This window comes from Bradyrhizobium rifense (assembly GCF_008123425.1).
GTDB lineage: Bacteria > Pseudomonadota > Alphaproteobacteria > Rhizobiales > Xanthobacteraceae > Bradyrhizobium > Bradyrhizobium rifense.
Genome location: NZ_VSSS01000048.1, coordinates 1 through 18,968, shown reverse-complemented (window position 1 = coordinate 18,968; position 18,968 = coordinate 1). Strand labels below are relative to the sequence as shown.

19 protein-coding genes are annotated in these 18,968 nt (G+C 65.5%); 7 read left to right on the top strand and 12 right to left on the bottom strand.

What is annotated here, in order from left to right:
• Positions 1-118: 118 nt before the first annotated feature.
• Positions 119-1,261, top strand: a complete 1,143-nt coding sequence (locus tag FXB40_RS29475) for an alpha-hydroxy acid oxidase (protein ID WP_148775622.1) — start codon at positions 119-121, stop codon at positions 1,259-1,261.
• A gap of 89 nt (positions 1,262-1,350) precedes the next feature.
• On the opposite strand, the gene FXB40_RS29470 is transcribed toward FXB40_RS29475, so the two are convergent.
• The 9 genes from FXB40_RS29470 to FXB40_RS29425 form a co-directional block, all read right to left on the bottom strand.
• On the bottom strand, positions 1,351-1,980 hold the full coding sequence (locus FXB40_RS29470) for a single stranded DNA-binding domain-containing protein (protein ID WP_148775621.1): 630 nt from the start codon (positions 1,978-1,980) through the stop codon (positions 1,351-1,353).
• Positions 1,981-2,057: 77 nt separating this feature from the next.
• Positions 2,058-2,684: a hypothetical protein gene (locus tag FXB40_RS29465; protein WP_148775620.1), complete on the bottom strand. Its 627-nt coding sequence runs from the start codon at positions 2,682-2,684 to the stop codon at positions 2,058-2,060.
• Positions 2,685-2,740: 56 nt separating this feature from the next.
• Entirely contained in the window at positions 2,741-3,613 is an 873-nt protein-coding gene (locus FXB40_RS29460) for a shikimate dehydrogenase (protein ID WP_148775619.1), read from the bottom strand.
• 20 nt (positions 3,614-3,633) lie between these two features.
• Positions 3,634-4,278, bottom strand: a complete 645-nt coding sequence (locus FXB40_RS29455) for a YoaK family protein (protein ID WP_148775618.1) — start codon at positions 4,276-4,278, stop codon at positions 3,634-3,636.
• Between the two features lie 70 nt (positions 4,279-4,348).
• On the bottom strand, positions 4,349-6,106 hold the full coding sequence (locus FXB40_RS29450; protein WP_148775617.1) for a SulP family inorganic anion transporter: 1,758 nt from the start codon (positions 6,104-6,106) through the stop codon (positions 4,349-4,351).
• An 87-nt stretch (positions 6,107-6,193) separates the two neighbouring features.
• On the bottom strand, positions 6,194-6,466 hold the full coding sequence (locus FXB40_RS29445; protein WP_148775616.1) for a helix-turn-helix domain-containing protein: 273 nt from the start codon (positions 6,464-6,466) through the stop codon (positions 6,194-6,196).
• Between the two features lie 396 nt (positions 6,467-6,862).
• Positions 6,863-8,911 carry an elongation factor G gene (locus FXB40_RS29435; protein WP_148775615.1) on the bottom strand — a complete coding sequence of 683 codons (2,049 nt, stop codon included), beginning with the start codon at positions 8,909-8,911 and terminating at the stop codon, positions 6,863-6,865.
• A gap of 156 nt (positions 8,912-9,067) precedes the next feature.
• Positions 9,068-9,547, bottom strand: a complete 480-nt coding sequence (locus FXB40_RS29430) for a DUF992 domain-containing protein (RefSeq protein WP_148775614.1) — start codon at positions 9,545-9,547, stop codon at positions 9,068-9,070.
• A gap of 164 nt (positions 9,548-9,711) precedes the next feature.
• Positions 9,712-10,914, bottom strand: a complete 1,203-nt coding sequence (locus FXB40_RS29425) for a pyridoxal phosphate-dependent aminotransferase (RefSeq protein ID WP_148775613.1) — start codon at positions 10,912-10,914, stop codon at positions 9,712-9,714.
• A gap of 541 nt (positions 10,915-11,455) precedes the next feature.
• Between FXB40_RS29425 and FXB40_RS29420 the strand changes: the two genes are divergently transcribed.
• The 5 genes from FXB40_RS29420 (at position 11,456) to FXB40_RS29400 (ending at position 15,349) form a co-directional block, all read left to right on the top strand.
• On the top strand, positions 11,456-12,106 hold the full coding sequence (locus tag FXB40_RS29420; RefSeq protein ID WP_148775612.1) for a glutathione S-transferase family protein: 651 nt from the start codon (positions 11,456-11,458) through the stop codon (positions 12,104-12,106).
• 156 nt (positions 12,107-12,262) lie between these two features.
• Entirely contained in the window at positions 12,263-12,439 is a 177-nt protein-coding gene (locus tag FXB40_RS48205) for a hypothetical protein (protein WP_187437224.1), read from the top strand.
• Between the two features lie 363 nt (positions 12,440-12,802).
• Positions 12,803-13,615 carry a PAS domain-containing protein gene (locus FXB40_RS29410; protein WP_148775611.1) on the top strand — a complete coding sequence of 271 codons (813 nt, stop codon included), beginning with the start codon at positions 12,803-12,805 and terminating at the stop codon, positions 13,613-13,615.
• Positions 13,616-13,689: 74 nt separating this feature from the next.
• Positions 13,690-14,145: a GNAT family N-acetyltransferase gene (locus FXB40_RS29405; protein WP_148775610.1), complete on the top strand. Its 456-nt coding sequence runs from the start codon at positions 13,690-13,692 to the stop codon at positions 14,143-14,145.
• Positions 14,146-14,407: 262 nt separating this feature from the next.
• Complete coding sequence (locus FXB40_RS29400; protein ID WP_148775609.1) at positions 14,408-15,349, top strand: aldo/keto reductase; 942 nt, start codon at positions 14,408-14,410, stop codon at positions 15,347-15,349.
• Positions 15,350-15,366: 17 nt separating this feature from the next.
• On the opposite strand, the gene hmuQ is transcribed toward FXB40_RS29400, so the two are convergent.
• The 3 genes from hmuQ to FXB40_RS29385 all read right to left on the bottom strand — a co-directional run bounded on the left by hmuQ (position 15,367) and on the right by FXB40_RS29385 (position 18,553).
• Positions 15,367-15,690 carry a heme-degrading protein HmuQ gene (hmuQ, locus tag FXB40_RS29395; protein ID WP_148775608.1) on the bottom strand — a complete coding sequence of 108 codons (324 nt, stop codon included), beginning with the start codon at positions 15,688-15,690 and terminating at the stop codon, positions 15,367-15,369.
• Between the two features lie 86 nt (positions 15,691-15,776).
• The gene (locus FXB40_RS29390; RefSeq protein WP_187437223.1) at positions 15,777-16,994 is read right to left on the bottom strand and encodes a DUF1501 domain-containing protein; all 1,218 of its coding nucleotides are present in this window, start codon (positions 16,992-16,994) and stop codon (positions 15,777-15,779) included.
• Between the two features lie 2 nt (positions 16,995-16,996).
• The gene (locus FXB40_RS29385; protein ID WP_148775606.1) at positions 16,997-18,553 is read right to left on the bottom strand and encodes a DUF1800 domain-containing protein; all 1,557 of its coding nucleotides are present in this window, start codon (positions 18,551-18,553) and stop codon (positions 16,997-16,999) included.
• 114 nt (positions 18,554-18,667) lie between these two features.
• On the opposite strand from FXB40_RS29385, the gene FXB40_RS49445 reads away from it, so the two are divergent.
• Positions 18,668-18,886 carry a cysteine-rich CWC family protein gene (locus FXB40_RS49445; protein ID WP_148775605.1) on the top strand — a complete coding sequence of 73 codons (219 nt, stop codon included), beginning with the start codon at positions 18,668-18,670 and terminating at the stop codon, positions 18,884-18,886.
• Positions 18,887-18,968 lie beyond the last annotated feature (82 nt).

Sequence of the window (18,968 nt, the reverse complement as noted above, 5' to 3'; positions counted from 1 at the left end):
GCGCCCCTCTCGCAAACGATTTGGCTGTGCATCCAACCATGCTAGATGACCCCGAAACCTTCCGATGCAAGACTCTTGAATATAAGCCTCTTGATACAAGACGGGCCGGGGAACGTTCATGAAGCACATCACCTGTATCGACGATCTGCGCGCGCTGCATAAGCGCCGCGTGCCGAAGGCGTTCTTCGACTATTGCGACCGCGGCTCCTACGCTGAGGAAACGCTGCGCGCCAATCGCGAGGACATGCAGGCGATCAAGTTCCGCCAGCGCATCCTGGTCGACGTCTCCAAGCGCGACACCTCGACCACGATCCTCGGCGAGCAATCGACCATGCCGCTGATGCTGGCGCCGGTGGGCCTGCTCGGCATGCAGCATGGCGACGGCGAGATCCACGCCTGCCGCGCGGCTCAGGCCGCCGGCATCCCGTTCACGCAATCGACCATGTCGATCTGCTCGATCGAGGACATCGCGGCCAATGTCGAGAAGCCATTCTGGTTCCAGCTCTACGTCATGAAGGACCGCGGCTTCATCAAGGAGCTGGTCCAGCGCGCGATCGCGGCGAAGTGCAGCGCGCTCGTGCTCACCGTCGATCTCCAGGTGATCGGCCAGCGCCACGCCGACATCAAGAACGGCATGACGATTCCACCGGAATGGTCGCTGTCGAAGTTCATCGATTTCGCCACCAAGCCGGCCTGGGTCTCCGGCGTGCTGCAGGGCAAGCGCCGCACCTTCGGCAACATCGCCGGGCACGTGAAGAACACCGAGGACCTCAACCGCCTCGCCGAATGGACCGCGTCGCAGTTCGACACCTCGCTGAACTGGAAGGACGTCGCGTGGATCCGGAGCATCTGGCCGGGCAAGCTCATCATCAAGGGCATTCTGGACGTCGAGGACGCCGAGGAAGCGGCCAAGACCGGCGCGCAGGCGCTGGTGGTGTCGAACCATGGCGGCCGTCAGCTCGACGGCGCGCCGTCCTCGATCGAGGTGCTGCCCGAGATTGCCGACGCCGTCGGTGAGAAGATGGAGATCATGTTCGACGGCGGCATCCGCTCCGGCCAGGACGTGATGCGCGCGCTCGCGCTCGGCGCGAAGTCCTGCATGATCGGCCGCGCTTATGCGTACGGCTTGGGTGCCGGCGGCCAGGCCGGCGTCGCCAAGGCGATCGACATCATCCGGAAAGAGCTGCTCACGACCATGGGCCTGTGCGGCGTCAACCGGATCGACGAGATCGACGATCATATTATCGCGGTAGCGCCCTAGGACGGCTGCCGTAGGGTGCGGAACGCGCGATGTGGTGGGCACGGCGCAAGTGCGCCTTTGCCCACCCTACGAGTTCAGCGCTCAGTCGCTCACATCGGTGGCGTCACGCCGTCGCGGCCGACATTGACGCGGTTCGCCTCCAGCGTGCCGTCATCCTTCTTCGCCGCGCCGAAGATGATCAGCTTGGCGCCGGGCTTGATCTCGGACTTGTCGCTGGCGACGAAGGTGACGATCGGGGTCTCCGGCGGCACCACGACTTTCTTCTCGCCGTCCTTGTATTTGACCGTGATGTTCTGGCCGTCGGTGCCCTTGACCGTCTGCGCCACGGTGGCGTTGGTCATGGTCGAGTTGGCGCGGGCATCCCAGGGGCGGAAACCTTCGGCGGCGCCGCGCTGGTTTTCCGGGAAGATGTGGACGGCGATGGCCTTCTGCGTGCCGTCGGGCTCGGGCATGGCGGTGACGCCGATATAGGAACCCTCCTTGATCTCGGAGAGCTGCGTCTTCACCACCGCGAAGACGGCGACGTTGTCGGTCATCTTCACTTTCACGTCAGCGCCCTCGCGCGTCTTGATGCCGAGCGTGCTGCCGTCGACGCTTTCGATGGTGCCGCGGATGCGGACCATCGACGTCTGCTGCTGGGCCGAGACGGCTGATACGGCGATAAAGGTAGCGAATGCGGCCACGGCGGCGCGTGGCATCCAGTTGGTCAGTGTCGGCATGGCCTTGTCCCTTCGGGCATGTTGCGGCGATCACACGGCAAACACCGCATGACCGCCGCTATTCCGGGAAAGTTCGATCACATCGGCGGGGTCAAGCCATCGAGGCCGACATTAACGCGATCGGTCTCGAACGAGCCATCGGGCAATTGCTTCATGAACGCGATGACCTTGGCGCCCGCCTTCAGTTCAGACTTGTCGCCAGGCACATAGGTCACCACCGGCGTCATATCCGAGACGAACACCTTCTTCTCGCCATCCTTGTATTTCACGAGCAAAGTATGGCCGTCGTTGCCGACCACGCTTTCCGACACCGTGGCGTTGGTCATGCTGGAGTTTGGCTTCAGATCATAGGGCCGCGAGCCTTCACCGGTGCCGCGCATGCTCTCAGGAAACACGTGCACCTCGACGGCATTGTTGCCACCATCCGGTCCCGGCACGGTGGTGGCGCCGACGAAGGAGCCGACCTTGATGTCAGCGAGCGAAATTTTGGTGATACCTGCCACGCGCAGATCGGGTGCGATGTGAAGCTTGACGTCTTCACCGGTGCGCGACTTGACCAGCAGGGTGTCGCCCTCGACGTTCTCGATTGTGCCGCGCACGCGGGTCGGCACCGGCGCCTTTTGCGCGACGGCAGCAAAGGTGGAAGCAGCCACCATCGCAACAGCGATGAGCGGGCGCATGAAATTGGCACGTTGGATCGTCATGATTGTCTCCGATAGTCCCCACGGATAGTGAACGCCGCAGACGGCGCACTATTCTTTCAAGTCTTTGTGAGATCGGCCTCGACCAGCGCGCGCAGTTCCGCGGTCACCTCGGGCCTCCGGCCGAACCACAGCTCGAAGCCGCGCACGGCCTGGTGGAGGAGCATGCCGAGCCCGTCGGCGGTCTTCAGCCCGCGGGCCCTGGCGGCCCCAAGCAGCGGCGTCACCAGCGGAACATAGACGAGGTCGGCGACGACGGCCGCTTGCGGCAACCGCGCCGCATCGACCTCGAGCGCGGGCTGGCCGTGCATGCCAAGCGAGGTCGTGTTCACGAGAAGTTTTGCCCGCGGCAGGACGTCGTTGATCCCGTCCCAGGCCAGCGGATGCACGTTCGGCCCGAATTCCGCGGCCAGCCCCACGGCCCGCGCCAGGGTGCGGTTGGCGAGATGGACCCGGCCAAAGCCGCGCTCGAGCAGGCCGAACACGATCGCGCGCGAGGAGCCGCCGGCCCCCAGCACCAGCGCTTCGTCCGCCTTGTCCCAACCGGGCGCGCTGGCATCGAGATTGCCGAGAAATCCCTCGACATCGGTGTTGGTCGAGCGCAGCTCACCGTCGGCAAACCACAGCGTGTTGGCGGCGCCCACGGCCTTGGCACGCGCATCGGGGGTCGATAGCGCCAGCACGCCGACCTTGTGCGGAATGGTGACATTGGCGCCGACAAAACCGCGCAGCGACAGCCGCAGCACGAAATCGCGCAAATCCTCGGGCGGAACGGCCTCGATGACATAGCCGCCCGCGATGCCGAGCGTGCGCAGCCAATAATGATGAATCAGCGGCGAGCGCGAATGCGCGGCCGGCCATCCGATCAAGCAGGCTGCGGGAGCCTTGGTCACGATCTCGTCCCCAAAAAGAGTGTGCGGGAGGCGATCCATTTCGCGTCCGGCAGGCGCTGTCAAGCGCGCGGGCGCCGCATCACGGCAGTGATGATCGCGGCCAGCGCCAGCGCCGCGCCGGCGGCAAACCAGATTGCCGCGAGATTGATCCAGGCATAGGCAAGCGCACCGGCCGCGGAGCCCGCAACCAGCGCCGCCCACATCAGCAGGTTCGGCGCCCAGCTCCAGCGCGGACCGCCGGTCAGGCTGACTGCGAGGAGCTGGCCGGCCTTGACCAGCGCGCCCGTGACATAGGTGAGGCCGAGGCCGGCCCCGCCGTCGATCTGGAACACGGCATTCTCCAGACCCATCGCGAGCACGATGCATGCGATCGCGAGGTTCGGCAGGCCGTCGGCGTGGCAGAGTGCGGCCGCGGCGAGCAGCACGGCTTCGATCAGGAGCAGCCCGGGCTGCCGCTCGGTGCCGCCGCCAAGCACCACAAGGCTGCCGGCTGCCGCGCCCACGACGAACAGCGCGATCAGGCCGAGCGCGCCGGCCGCCTGCCACCACTGCGCCTCCGCAAGGCTGACGCCGAGGCGCGTGGAGTTGCCGCTCATGAACGAGACGAACAGGCCGCCGAGATGCAGGAAGCCGATGCCGTCGACATAACCCGCAAGCCCGCTGAGCGCGCAGGCCAGCACAATGTTGCGACGCGAGTCCAGCATCCCCCATGTACCATCGCCGTGACGTCGCGACAGTGTCGAACAAATCGGCCGGCTTGAGAAGGGTGCGTGGCTAGCCGACGGGTTCGTCGACCGCGGACGCATTCACGCCGGGGGCTGCCTTGATGTCGGCGACCGCGCGCTCGATCGTTTCGCGATAGCGCGCCAGCGGCGGAGTTACGCCGTGGGTCAGCAGCGCGCGGCGGACGGCGGGCGACGCCCCGGTGATGAACAGCCTGATGCCCTGGCGGTGGGACTTGGCGGCGACGCGGCCGAGCACGTTCGCCGCCGTGGAATCCAGGAATGGCACCGCGGCGAAATCGACCACAAGGCCCTTGCGCTTGTCGGCGATGCCGTCGAGCACGCCTCCGATTGCAGACGCCGCACCGAAGAAGAACGCGCCGGTGATGCGATAGACCAGCACGTCGCGATCCACCGCGAGCCCGGAATCGTAGCGCACGCGCTCGCCATTGCCGTCATCGGGGCGATCGTCCGCCACCAGGGGCGAGTGCTCCTCGATGCCGGTCATCTCCGCCATGCGATGGATGAACAGCACCGCGCCGAGCGCGAAGCCTACCAATATGCCTTCGGTCAGATCGCGGAAGATGGTGAGCAGGAAGGTTGCGAGCAGCACGACGGCATCGCCCCAGGAGGAACGCAACAGCGTCGCGAATTCCTGCTTCTCCGCCATGGTCCAGGCCACGACGACGAGCACGGCGGCAAGCGCGGCGAGCGGGATGTAGCTCGCCAGCGGCGCCGCGACCACCATGAACAGCAGCAGGAAGACGGAATGCAGCATGCCCGCCAGCGGCCCACGCGCGCCGGCGCGGATGTTGGTGGCGGTACGCGCGATCAGGCCGGTGACGCAGATGCCGCCAAACAGCGCCGCGCCGACATTGGCGGCGCCTTGCGCGACGAGTTCGCAATTGGAGCGGTGACGGCGCCCGGTCATGCCGTCGGCGACCACTGCCGACAGCAGCGATTCGATGGCCGCGAGCAGCGCGAACGAGATCGCATCCGGCAGCACCGCCTTTGCCTTGGCAAGCGAGAACGCCGGCAGCGCCGGCGACGGCAATTCGCGCGGAATGCCACCGAAGCGCGATCCGATCGTCTCGATCGGCAGCGACAGTGCAGCCGTCGCGATCGCCGCGAGCACGACCGCGATCAGGATGCCGGGCCAGGACGGGCGCCAGCGCCGCAAGCCGGCGATGATGGCAATGCTGACGACGGCGACCACAATTGCGGAGGGATTGATGGTGTTCAGGCCTCCCGCGAGCGCGACGAGTTTCGGCACGAACTCGCTGGGCTCTTTCCCCGCGAGCGTGATGCCGCCGAGATCGCGCAACTGGCTTGCGAAGATGATCACGGCGATGCCGGCGGTGAAGCCGACCGTCACCGGATAGGGAATGAACTTGATGTAGGTGCCGATGCGGAGGAAGCCCGCGGCGATCAGGAACAGGCCCGCCATAAAGGTGGCGAGGATCACGCCGTCGACGCCGTGACGGTCCGCGGTCGCCGCAACCAGCACGATGAAGGCGCCGGCCGGTCCGCCGACCTGAAATCGGCTGCCGCCGAGCAGTGACGCGATGAAGCCGCCGACCACGGCGGTGTAGAGGCCGCGGTCGGGCGTCACGCCCGAGGCGATCGCGATCGCCATCGACAACGGCAGCGCGACGATCGCGACCGTAAGGCCCGCGAACACATCGGCGCGAAGATCCGCCAAGCCATAGCCCTCGCGCCAGACGGTCACGAGCTTTGGCATATAGAGTTCGGTAAAGGTCGGCTGACGAAGCTGGTGCAGCTTGCTTGCCTGTTCGCCCGTGATGCTCATGCCCACAATGCTCCGATGCATCGTGCGGCCGCGTACTGGGGCGCGACGGTGCGTTAGTTCATGCTCTCGAGCACGATCATCCGCAGATCATGCTCCCACCTTGCGCGGCGGCCCCGGCTCTCTCAGCCGAACGCCACGTCCGCCGCTGTCGCTGCGCGCCTGTTCGCCGATCAGCTCGACGCCGGCCCGCTCGAACGCCTCGACCACCTTCATCAAGGTCTCGACCACGCCGCGCACGTTGCCGGTAGAGGCTTCCATCCGCTGGATGGTCGGCAGCGACACGCCGGCGAGCTCGGCCAAGGTTTTCTGGTCAATGCCGAGCAGCGCGCGGGCTGCCCGCATCTGGAATGACGTGATCACCTTGGCCTCACGTGTCAACGGTTATAAGTGATATCTAAAGCATGTACAATGATGTAAAATACATCAACTCGGAGTGAGCGCAAGGGGCCTCTCCGCCTCCTCCGTCACTGCGAGCACTTGTCTCCATACCGTCACCCTGAGGTGGCCGCTTCTTTAGCGGCCCTCGAAGGGCGACGGCCCGGATGCAGCAGCGGGGCCGTGCATCCTTCGAGGCTCGCCGCGCAGTGCAAATGCACTGCGCAACTCGCACCTCCAGCGAAAACGGCTTCGCCGTTGCGCGGGGATGACGGAGTTAAGGCTTCGCTGCGCTCGCAAAGACGCGTGGAGACGGCGCGGACCTACCTCTCCTCTCCCCGCAAATGCGAGAAGAGGAGAGAGCAATGTTTCCCTAACAGCTCACGCCGCGTGCTGATGCGCGGCGATGATCTGGTCGGCGGCGCGGCCCGTGACTTCGGCCATGTGGTCGAACTGACGGGTGAAGCTGCCGGCGCCTGCCGTGGCCGAGCGCAGCTCGACGATGAGCTCGCCAATCTCGGCTTCCGGCATCATGGCGCGGACGCAGTCCCAGCCGCTCCAGCCGTCGCGGGTGTCGAAGCCGAGGATCTGGCCGCGCCGCGCCGACAGGATCGCGTTGATCTTGGCGGTGGCATCGGTCGGACAGACGATCTCGACCACGTGGATCGGCTCCAGCAGCACCGATTGGCATTGCGGCAAGCCTTCGTTGAGACCGACCCGCGCCGCCGTGCGGAAGGCGAGATCGGAGGAATCAACGCTGTGATAGGAGCCGTCGGTCAGCGTCACCTGCAGATCGGTGACGGGGAAACCGAGCGGGCCGCGGGTGAGCCCGTCGACAACGCCCTCTTCCACCGCGCCGATATAGTTGCGCGGTACCGCGCCGCCGACCACCTTCTCGGTGAACTTGAAGCCCTCGCCGCGCGGCAGCGGCTTAATGTCGAGCACGACATCGCCGAACTGGCCGTGACCGCCGGATTGCTTCTTGTGGCGGCCGCGCTGGACGATCGGCTTGCGGATGGTCTCCTGGTAGCCGATCGCAGGTGGATGCGAGGCGATCTTGACGCCGAAGCGATCGCGCAACCGCTCGCTGGCGACACGCAGATGCATCTCGCCCTGGCCCCACAGCACGGTGTCGTGGGTCTGGGGGTTCTGCACGACGACGAGTGACGGATCCTCCTCGTGCAGCCGCATCAACGCCTGGCCGAGCTTGACGTCGTCCTTGCGGTCGGTGGCCGCAACCGAAATTGCGAGCACCGGCGGCGTCGGTTCTGCGGCCGCCAATCCAGCGGGCGGCGCCTTGCCGCTCGACACCGTATCGCCGGTCTTGATCGGATCGAGCTTGGCGAGCGCCACGGTGTCACCAGCTTCGGCCGACGCACGCTTGCTCTCGTAAGCGCCGTTGACGGCGAGGATGCCGGAGATGCGGCTCGTTCCGCCAGAGGCGGATTGCAGCGTGGCACCGTCGTCGAGATGGCCGGCGAGCAGCCGCGTCAGCGACAGTTTTCCGCCGTGCTGCGAGTGCAGCGTCTTGAAGACGAAGCCGAGCGCGTCCTTGCCGGAGGACACACCGAGACGTTTGGCGGTCTCCGCAATGCCGGGCGCCTCGTGGCGGAGCGCCTTCATCAGACGCAGCACGCCGTTTTCGCGCGCGGCAGCGCCGAGCAGAACCGGGCAGATCACCCCCTCGCGCAATTCGCGGGCGAGATCGTCGAACACCGCGTCGCGCGGCGGCGGGATGTCCTCGAGCAATTGCTCCATCAGCGCGTCATCGTGATCGGCGAGCTTCTCCAGCATCGAGAAGCGGGCTTCCTTCTCGCGATCGAGATCGCCGCCTTCGAGCGCAACCACTTCGGATGCCTTGTGCTCGCGATAGACGAACGCACGCTCCAGTGCGAGATCGACAAAGCCCTCGATCAGCTCGCCCTTCCAGATCGGGATCTGGCGCAGCACCAGCGGCACGCGCGAGGCCGGTTGCAGGGTCGCGAGCGTCTCGCGGATGCGCTTGTTGGCGCGGTCGATCTTGTTGAGGAACAGGAAACGCGGAATCTTCAGCTCCTCCAGCTCGCGCAGGATGATCTGAAGCTGCGGCAGCTTCTTCTCGTCGGCCTCGCAGACCACGATCGCGGCGTCGACGGCAGGAAGCGCGGCGCGCATATCGTGAGCGAACTCGACGGAACCGGGACAATCCAGGAAGGTGTAGCTGTCGCCCATGAAACTCGTGGTGGCGGCAGTCAGGCCAACACTCATCTTGTGATGACGGGCCTCAGGCGTGGCGTCGCCGACGGAAGTTCCGGCATCGACGCTGCCGGCGCGCGGGATTGCGCCCGTTCGCGCCAGGATCGCTTCGAGAAGTGTGGTTTTACCGCTTTGGAATGGGCCCACCAGTGCAATGCACCGTGGACCTCGGGGACTTCTGACGTCTTGTCCCATTCGCCGCCTCCTTGGTGTGGAGCTCGGCCCATGATTGGGTCGGCAAACGCAGATGCTCTGCCCGTCCCCGAGATTTGGCAAGCGTCAAACGTCGCTGCGGTGCGTCGTTACGGAAACGCGCCGCTGGAACGGCGCGTTTCACGCAATTTCAAATCGTTAGCGGCCCGGACGGAGTTCCAGGCTTTCGAGTCCGGCCGCAACGTTGAGGCCGACCTGGCCCTGCACGCTGAGCGGCTGGAGCGCGATCGAATTGTTGGAGCCGCCGACCAGCACGTTGCCGCCGAGACCGACGCCGACCGAGGCGCTGCCCTGCGCACCGCCATAATTGCCGGAAAGATCGCCGGGGCCGAGCCGGTTGACCGGCGCGAACACGCCCCAGGCGAGCGCGGTCTCTTGGGTGATGCCGAGGTCGATGCCGACTTTGCGGATCGTCGCGACGTAGCGGTCGTCGGGCACGCCATCGACGCGCAGCACGCAGCCGAGATTGGTCACCGATCCGACCACGAGGCCAACGCTGGCGCCGCCGCGGCATTCGAGCACGCCGACCTGCACCAACCGCGACTGCGCGCTGGCGCCCACGACGGAGGCAACGAGGCTGGCGGCAGCAAGTCCGGCAAGGAGGAGTGAGCGGCGCATGAAATATCTCCGGCTATGAATGTGATGCGAGCAGAGCAGGCGCCATTCCCGAGGCGCGCGATGGTCTATGCCACAATAGTTGCGGTGGTGCCAGATCACGCGTGCCTCAAAGAAAAAGGGCCCGCAGCGAGCGGGCCCTTTCATGTCGGATCGTTACTGCAAGCTTAGCGCAGGTTGCCGCAGAAGCGCTGGATGCGCTTGCAGGCATCTTCGAGGTCCGAGGTCTTGGTCGCGTAGGAGATGCGGAAGGCCGGGCCGAGGCCGAAGGCCGAACCCTGCACCACGGCGACGCCTTCGGTCTCCAGCAACTCGGTGACGAACTGCTCGTCGTTACCGATCACATTGCCCGACGGCGCGGTCTTGCCGATCGTGCCGGCGCAGGACGGATAGACATAGAACGCACCTTCGGGACGCGGGCACTCGATGCCCTTGGCCTGGTTGAGCATGGAGACGACGAGATCGCGGCGCTCCTTGAACACCTTGTTGTTGGCGGCGATGAAATCCTGCGGACCGTTCAGCGCTTCCACCGACGCCCACTGCGAGATCGAGGACGGGTTCGAGGTCGATTGCGACTGAATGGTCGACATCGCCTTGATCAGCTGCGCGGGACCACCGGCGTAACCGATGCGCCAGCCGGTCATGCAATAGGCTTTCGACACGCCGTTCACGGTGAGCGTGCGGTCGTAGAGGCTGGGCTCGACCTGCGCGACAGTGGTGAACTGGAAGTCGTCATAGACGAGGTGCTCGTACATGTCGTCGGTCATCACCCACACATGCGGATGCTTGACCAGCACGTCGGTGAGCGCCTTCAACTCCGCACGCGTATAGGCCGCACCGGTCGGGTTCGACGGCGAGCACAGGATCACCCATTTGGTCTTCGGCGTGATCGCGCGATCGAGCGCTTCGGCCTGGAGCTTGAAGCCAGCCGCGGCGGTGCAGACCACCGGCACCGGCTCGCCGCCGGCGAGCGCCACCATCTCGGGATAGCTGACCCAATACGGCGCCGGGATGATCACCTCGTCGCCGGGATTGATGGTCGCCATCAGCGCGTTGTAGAGCACCTGCTTGCCGCCGGTGCCGACGATGATCTGGTTCGGCTTGTAGGCGACGCCGTTCTCGCGCTGAAACTTCGCGATGATCGCGTCCTTCAGCTCGGGAATGCCGTCGACCGCGGTGTACTTGGTCTTGCCGGATTCGATGGCGTGGATCGCCGCCAGCTTGATGTTGGCAGGCGTGTCGAAGTCGGGCTCGCCGGCGCCGAGGCCGATGACGTTGCGGCCCGCCGCTTTCAGCGCGCGTGCTTTATCCGTGACCGCGATGGTCGCGGACGGCTTCACACGGTCGAGCGCAGCAGCAAGGAAGGCCATCGTCATCTCCTGACAAGCGTCGTGAACCCTTTGGCCTCACGACTCCAATTGTGGGAATACAGCACCCTAAAACGTGTGCCGCTGCACCGCAAGAAACTTCGGCCCGATCTCGGAAAAGTTTACGGGATCTGGAGCGTTTCAAGGCTGATTTCCCGCAATTTTCCGCAACTTTGCCGGGCAAACCGCTCATATCCGGCAAGGCTTGTCCTCGGAGCAATTCTGAAGCCGCGCGAGCACCACAACACTGACGGCGGGCTGACGTGCAAGGCCTGCGGCCGATCGTCAATCGGCGGCGGATTCGTGACCCGTCACCGCGTCGCACACGATCGCGCGAAGCGATGTGTCGTGCACGTTGACGCAAGCGTGATCTGATTTGCAGCGTCGCACGAACATGATCTTCCGCAGCGTTGCAGTGCGGTAGGGTTTTCGAATTTTTCTATGGGGCAGCCCTTGCGGCGGATTCGCATCGGCATCATTGTTTAGCCGCGGTGCGGGACAACAAGCGCCGCGCCTTACCGTCCCTCGGAATCGAACTCCCAGAATGTACAAGCTCTATTCGATGCAACGCTCGGGCAACAGCTACAAGGTCCGCCTTGCGCTGGCGCTGTTGAACGTGCCCTACGAACCCATCGAGGTGGACATTCTGCGCGGCGAGAGCAAGACGCCGGACTTCCTGGCAAAGAACCCGTCCGGACAGGTGCCGCTGCTCGAGGTCGGCGACGATCGGTATCTCGCCGAGTCCAACGCCATCCTCTGGTACGTCGCCGTCGGCACGCCGCTGGCGCCGGAGAACCGCATCGATCGCGCCGAGGCGCTGCAATGGATGTTCTTCGAGCAGCACGCGCTCGAGCCCAATATCGGTGCCGCCTATTTCTGGCTGTCGCTGGTCAAGGGCGGCCGCGACCTGCAGACCCACGCACTGGAGGACTGGATGGAGCGCGGCTATGGCGCGCTCCAGGTGATGGAAAACCACCTCAAGACCAACGCCTATTTCGCCGCCCGCCAGCTCACGGTCGCCGACATTGCGCTGTACGGCTACACCCACCTCGCCGACCGCTGCGATTTCGACCTTGCGCCCTTCCCGGCAATCCAGGACTGGCTGAAGCGGGTCGAGGCGGCGCCCGGTTTCGTGGCGATGGACTGGCGCCCCGCCGACATCGACGACACCGCCAGCATCGCCGCCGGGGCCTGAAAACCGGTGCGCTGTTAAGAAATAGCGGGCATAGCGTTAACCTTTGCCGCAATCCCGCCATTTTCGGTGCGACAACCGCCCCAATATTGCCAGTTGAAATTGTGAAGTTGTTCGGCGTCGCGGGTGATTCGCCCGCACGTTGAAGGATTTAGACCCATGATGCGGGCGTCCGGCACGGTCGGCTTTCAGGGCCAAACCGATACCGTCTCGTCTCCCCGGCTGACCAACGCGGTCGCGGCCTCGCTCGCCGTCGCCGCCGTCTCGTTGTGTCTGATCGTCACCCTCACGGTGCTGTCGACCAAGGCGACCATGGCGATGGGCCTGCCGGTCTGATCCCCGTTTCATCCTGGACCAGCCTTCGCGGCGCGGCGGGACCCGCGCCGACCGGCATCGCGACAGGACAGTGATGAAATCGCCTGTGGTCATCGTTGCAATCACGCTAACTGCGGCCATCCTGGTCGCGGCGTCGCTTTTGATTTTCGTCGGCACCCGCAAGGGCCCGGGGACGTCAACGTGGATTGCGCCCGCGCTGCAGCACCGGCATCATGCATACCCATTTGGTCTAAAATCATCCGAAAGCTTTGGGAACGCAGGCAAGCGTCCCTTAAGCGCACCGCGCGAAATCGGATTGCGCTTGCGCAACCATCGGTCAGTCTGACGGCCTTATCTCGTTCAGGGAGGAATGAGCGAGGGCCCATGCGGTTCGGATGGCGTGCCATTTCCGGTCCCGTGCTAACGGCAGCGATCGCACTGCTGGCGATCCTGCTCGACCGTCATGCTCCTGCGCTGTCGCTTGCACCGCTGTTCGTTGGCATCGTGGCGTTGGCCGGCTCGCTCTCGGGCTTTGCGTCTGCGCTTGGCAGCGCGGGCATCGCCGTAATCGGCGCGACGTTGCTCGCGCTCAGCCACCGCTCCGCGCCCGGCTTTGACGTGACCGATCTCGTGCCGCTCGGCATGCTCGCGCTCACGACCGCCGGCACCGCAGGCATAACAGGGCTGATGCGCGAGCGCCTGGTCGATGCCTTTGCCACTGAGCAGCGCAACCACGCCACCGCCGCGCGGCTGTCGGCCGCGCTCGACCAGGTCGATATCGGCATCGTGCTGCTCGATGCCGAGACCCGCGCCGAATTCATCAACCGCGCCTTTCGCGACTACTTTGCGCTGCCGGATGAAGTGGCCGACGGCAAGCCACCCTTCATTGCGCTGATGTATCACGGCCGCGATACCGGCGCGTTCGAATTGCCCGAGGATGAACTCAGCACCTTCATCGCGCGGCGAATGGAGATGGTGCGGATCGGCGACGCGACGCCGATCAATATCAATTTGCGCAATGGCGAGGTGCTGCGCTTCGTCTGCGCCGCGCTACCCGACGGCGGCCGCATGCTGAGCTACACGCCGGTGACCGACCTCGTGCGCCACACCGACGCGCCGGCGCGCGCCGACTATTATCGCGCGTTGCGCGATCCGACGGGGCGCAATCTGATCCGGTATCTGCGTGTTGCGGAGTGATGCGCGACATCGCAATTGATCGATGCGCCCATCATCACGTATGAAGGGCGTCTCATCGATCGCGGATTTCCCAGATGTCGCTCACTATTCGCTCCGTCACTCGCCAGGATTACGATCAATGGCTGCCGCTGTGGGACGGCTACAACGCCTTCTACGGCCGCTCCGGTCCGACCGCGCTCTCGCCTGAGATTACGGAGGTGACATGGCAGCGCTTCTTCGATGCCTACGAGCCGGTGCATGGGCTGGTCGCCGAGAGCGACGGCCGCCTGCTCGGCATGACGAACTATCTGTTCCATCGCAGCACCACCGCGATCGAGCCGTCGTGCTATCTGCAGGATCTGTTCACGCTGGAAGCTTCGCGCGGCAAGGGCGTCGCCTCCGCGCTGATCTACGGCGTCTATGAGCGTGCAAAGCTCGCGGGCGCGCCACGCGTCTACTGGCAGACGCATGAGACCAACACCACGGCGCAGAGCCTGTACGACAAGGTCGCGGAACGCTCCGGCTTCATCGTCTATCGCAAGATCTTCTGATTTTGCCGGGGCAGACGCCCTGTGGATAACTTTGCGTGTCACCGGCACGTAACACACCGGGATTAGGTTGCAGTTGCGTCTGATCAGGCCCCCCGTCACCGATCAAGCGCCCCAAGCGGTCCCCGTCAGTCGCCGCGTCTGACTGGGGCCGCATTTTTTTGTCCGCAGTTCCCTCCAGCATGGCTGCAACGCAGCCAGCCGCTTGCCGGTGCGGTGCACCGCGGTCACAATGGGTGCCTGCTCTTTTCTGACAGGATCTCCCATGGAAATTCGTAATCTCGGCGGCTCCGGCCTGCGCGTGTCCGCAGTCGGGCTCGGCTGCAACAATTTCGGCCAGCGCACCGACCTGGAAACCTCGCGCAAGGTGATCCATCGCGCCATCGATCTCGGCATCACGCTGTTCGACACCGCCGACATCTATGCGGGCCAGGGCGGCTCGGAGACAGTGCTCGGCACCGTGCTCGGCGACCGCCGCAAGGACATCGTGCTCGCCACCAAATATTCCAAGCCGATGGCGGCCGACGGCACCAAGCAGGGCGCTTCGCGCCGCTACATCATGAACGCGGTCGAGGCCAGCCTGACGCGGCTCAAGACCGACTACATCGATCTCTACCAGCAGCATGATTACGATCCGCTGACACCGCTGGAGGAGACGCTGCGCGCGCTCGACGATCTCGTCCGCCAGGGCAAGGTCCGCTACATCGGCCACTCCAACTTTCCGGTGTGGCGCATCGCGGAGGCCGAGTTCACCGCGCGGGCGATGAATGTCAGCCGCTTCGTCTCGGCCCAGGACGAGTACAGCCTCGTCGTCCGCGACATCGAGAAGGATCTGCTGCCCGCAGCCCAGGAATACAAGCTCGGCCTGCTGCCGTTCTTCCCGCTGGCAAGCGGCCTCTTGACCGGCAAATACCAGCGCGGCGCAGCCGCCCCCGCCGACACGCGCTTCGGCAAGGCGCCGGCGCTGCGCGACCGCTACGTCACGCCGCGCAATGAGGACATCGTCGAGAAGCTCCAGGCCTTCGCGAAGGCCCGCGGCCATTCGATGCTCGAGCTCGCCTTCTCCTGGCTCGCCGCGCGCCCGCAGGTCTCGAGCGTGATCGCAGGCGCCACGCGCGTCGAGCAGGTCGAGCAGAACGTCAAGGCGATCGCCTGGCAGCTCAGCGCGGACGATGTTGCCGAGATAGATGGGATCACGAAGGGCTGATCTTTTGGAACGCGGCGCTACTTGGCGCCGCGTCCGACGGTCTGCTTGACCTCGAAACCTTCGAACTGGGGATGGCCGAGATAAAGCGGCTTGTTGTCGCCGGCGCGGGCATGCGCCGCGCGGAACGCCTCCGACTTGGTCCAGGCCTCGAAGGCCGCATGGTTCGCCCACACGGTGTGCGAGGCGTAGAGCGTGTGGTCCTCGAGCTCGGGCCCTTTCAGCAGATGGAATTCGACGAAGCCCGGCACCTTGTCCAGATGCGTGTCGCGCGACGCCCAGACCTGCTCGAAGGCAGCCTCGGAGCCTTTGGTGACGCGGAAGCGGTTCATGGCGATGTACATGCGGGTGATCTCCTGATGCTCACGCAATCATGTCGTCATTCCGCGACGCACCGCAAGGCGCGGGCGCAGAATGACGATGGTGGCTGCTAAGCCATCAGCCCCTTCATCGGCCGTGCAGTTGCGCTGTCGGGGAAGACTGTCTGGGCCAGCACCTGATCCGACAGGCCGAATTGTCCCTGCAGCACGCCCTTGATCACGGAGCGGAGATCTGTGGTGGGCTTGAGGTCGCGGGCCTCATAGAGGTTGGCGGGCTTGAGGCCGGGCCAGTCGGAGATGACGCGGCCGCCTTTCACCGCGCCGCCGGCGAGCAGGGCGATGGTGCCGGTGCCGTGGTCGGTGCCGTCGGTGCCGTTGATGCGCGCGGTGCGGCCGAATTCGGTGGCGACGACGACGACGGTGTCGCGCCAGCGATCGCCCAGGCCGCTTTCGAATTCGGCGAGCGCGCCGTCGAGACCGCCGAGCAGGAAGGCGAGACGTCCGACGGGGCCGCCCTCGTTGGCATGGGTATCCCAGCCGTCGAAGGCGAGTGCGGCGATGCGCGGACCATCATCGGCGGCCATCAGCTTTGCGGCGCCGCGCGCGACCTGGCGCATCTGCGCAACCTGATTGCCGGGCTTCGGCTTCATGTCGTCGCCGGATGCCGCTTTTTCCAATTGCAGACCTTGCGACAGCGCCGAGGCCAAAGCGGGATCGCGATGACGGTAGAGATCGACGAGCCGCATCGCGGTGTCGTCGTCGGCTTGCGGCAGCGCGACCGGCGCCCAGCCAACCGTCGGCGCATTGCCGCGCAGCACCAGCGGCGTGGTCGGGCCAACCGCAAGTCCGCTCGACACGCGCTCGCCGCGCGGCAGCACTTCCAGCGCGCGATTGAGCCAGCCGGACTGAACGCGGCCCGGGCCGGCGTAGCCGCTCTCGAGCACATCCTGGCCGTCGAAATGCGAACGATCGCGATACGGCGTCGCCACCGCATGGATCACCGTGGCATGCTGCGCGCGATACATCCGCGCAAATTCCGGCATCGACGGATGCAGCCCGAAGAAGCTGTCGAGCATCAGCGCGGGATGCGCGCCATCCGCCGTGAGTGCGATCGATCCGTGCAGGCCGGCATAATCGGGATCCCCGATCGGCGCGACGGTCGCGAGCCCGTCGAGCGCGCCGCGCAGGATCACCACGACCAGCTGGGGATCGCGTCCGTCGGCCGCGCGCGCGAATTTCGGCAAATAGGCCCAGGCCGCAAAGGAGGCGCCGCCGAGCAGAAGGCCGCGGCGCGAAGTGAGGAGCCGGTTCTCGACGCAGTCGATCATCATCATCTCCTCTGCATTTCCGGCGACATCAGCAGCAATGCCAGCGCCTGCTGGCGCGATTCCGCGCGCTCGATAGTTCGCCGCGTTTCGGCTGAGGCCGCATCGGCCGCGGCGAATTCCAGAAGATCGAGCGGATCGATGTTCGGCCCGAGCCGAGCGCCCATCTGCGAGGCAATGTCGAGCCGGAGCTTCATACCCTCGGGCGCGGCCCAGGCTGCCGACGTGTCGGGGAAACCGTTCGGTCCGGCCGGTGTCCACAAGGGTTGGCCGAGCAGGTTCAGATTGCCGAGATAACCACCGGGATCCTCCGGCACGCGCGCCAGCAGCCGGCCGCTCGCGACGAGGAAATCGTAAGGCGAGCGCATCTTGGTCAGCGGCGCCTGCCAGGCCTCATTGGAATCGACCAAAGCTGTCGCAAGCGCCTTCAAATCGCCGTCGGTCTTGATGAAGACATCGCGCAACCGCGCAACCAGCGCGGGCGGCGGATCGTCGGCCACGAAATGCCGGACGAATTTGGTGGCGATGAAATTCGCGGTCGAGGGATGGCGCGCAATGTCGGCGAGCGCGGCTTCGCCCTGCGCCAGGCCGGTCGCCTCGTAGGTCTTGCCGAGCAGCACCTGCGCCCCGGGCTGATGCGCATTGGCGTTGAAGGCGAACGAGCCGGGCGCCCCGAGCTGACCCTGCCGGCTGGCGAAGGTCCAGCCCGTGATGATGCGCGCGAGCGAGGTGACGTCCTCCTGGGTATAGCCGCCGCCCACGCCGAGCGTATGCAGCTCCATGATCTCGCGCGCGAGATTTTCGTTCAGCCCGCGCTTGCGATTCTGGCCTGCACGCGAATCCGGTCCAAGCGATTGCTGGTTGTCGAGGAAGAACAGCATCGCCGGATGCTGCTCGACTGCCTTGAGCATATCGGCGAAGCGCCCGAGTACGTGCGGACGGATCGCCTCGCGCTCGAACGCGCCGGCCCACATCCGCGCCAGCTCGCCCTTGCTCGCGGAGATGCAGAAATGGTTGGACCAGAACACGACCAGACGCTCGGTGAAGCCGCAATCGACCATGATCGCGCGCTGTACGCGTGCCAGCGCCTCGGCGCGAAAGGTTTTCTGGATCACGTTGAGCGGCTGCGGCGACGGCTTTGCTGCAGGCGGCGCGGCGGCATTGGGCTGCATGGCGTCGGGCTTCATCGCATTGTCGGCCGGCTTCGCCTCGGCCATCTGGCCGGCGGCGATCTCGGTCGCGACCGTGTTCAGCGAGAGATTGCGGCGCAGTTTCTGATCGGCCGGCGCCTGCGGCGGCGCTTCAGTCGGCGCGCCGGCCTTCGCCGCCGCCTCGCGCGCCTGCTTGACCTGGTCCTGATAGGCGAACACGGCCTGCCCGAGCTGCGGCGTCGATTGCAGGCCCGGTGCCTCCAGCAGCACGCCTGAGGGGCGGGCCAATTCCGCCTTGACGAAACCTCTGGGATCGGAGGCCGCATTGATGAGATCGCCGGATGCCCCGCCGCGGGCCCCGAAGCCGAATCGATTCAGCGCAACCAGCGCGGCTTGCGAATCGCGGGCCATCAATTTCTCCTCCGCGCATTGCCAACCGCTTCCCGAGGCTGCGCGCGACGCCTAATATACCGCAGCGGGAGATGAACCCGACATGAAAATGACCGCCGGGCTTTTGCGCAAATCATGACAATTCCGAAAGAAACTCCGTTGCCGGAACCGCAAGCCCGCCGCCTCGCCTGTTCCCGCTGCGGCACCGAATTCGGCTGCGATCTCTCGGGTACCTGCTGGTGCGCGGAGGAGACGCCGCGGCTGCCGATGCCGGTCAGGGGCGAGGATTGCCTGTGCCGGGATTGTCTGAGGAAGGCGGCGGCGGCGCGTAGCCCGGATGGAGCGCAAGCGTAATCCGGGAGTCGTTGCGCGGGCGCGAACCCGGATTTCGCTTGCGCTCCATCCGGGCTACGAAGCCTAGCACTACTTTGGCAGA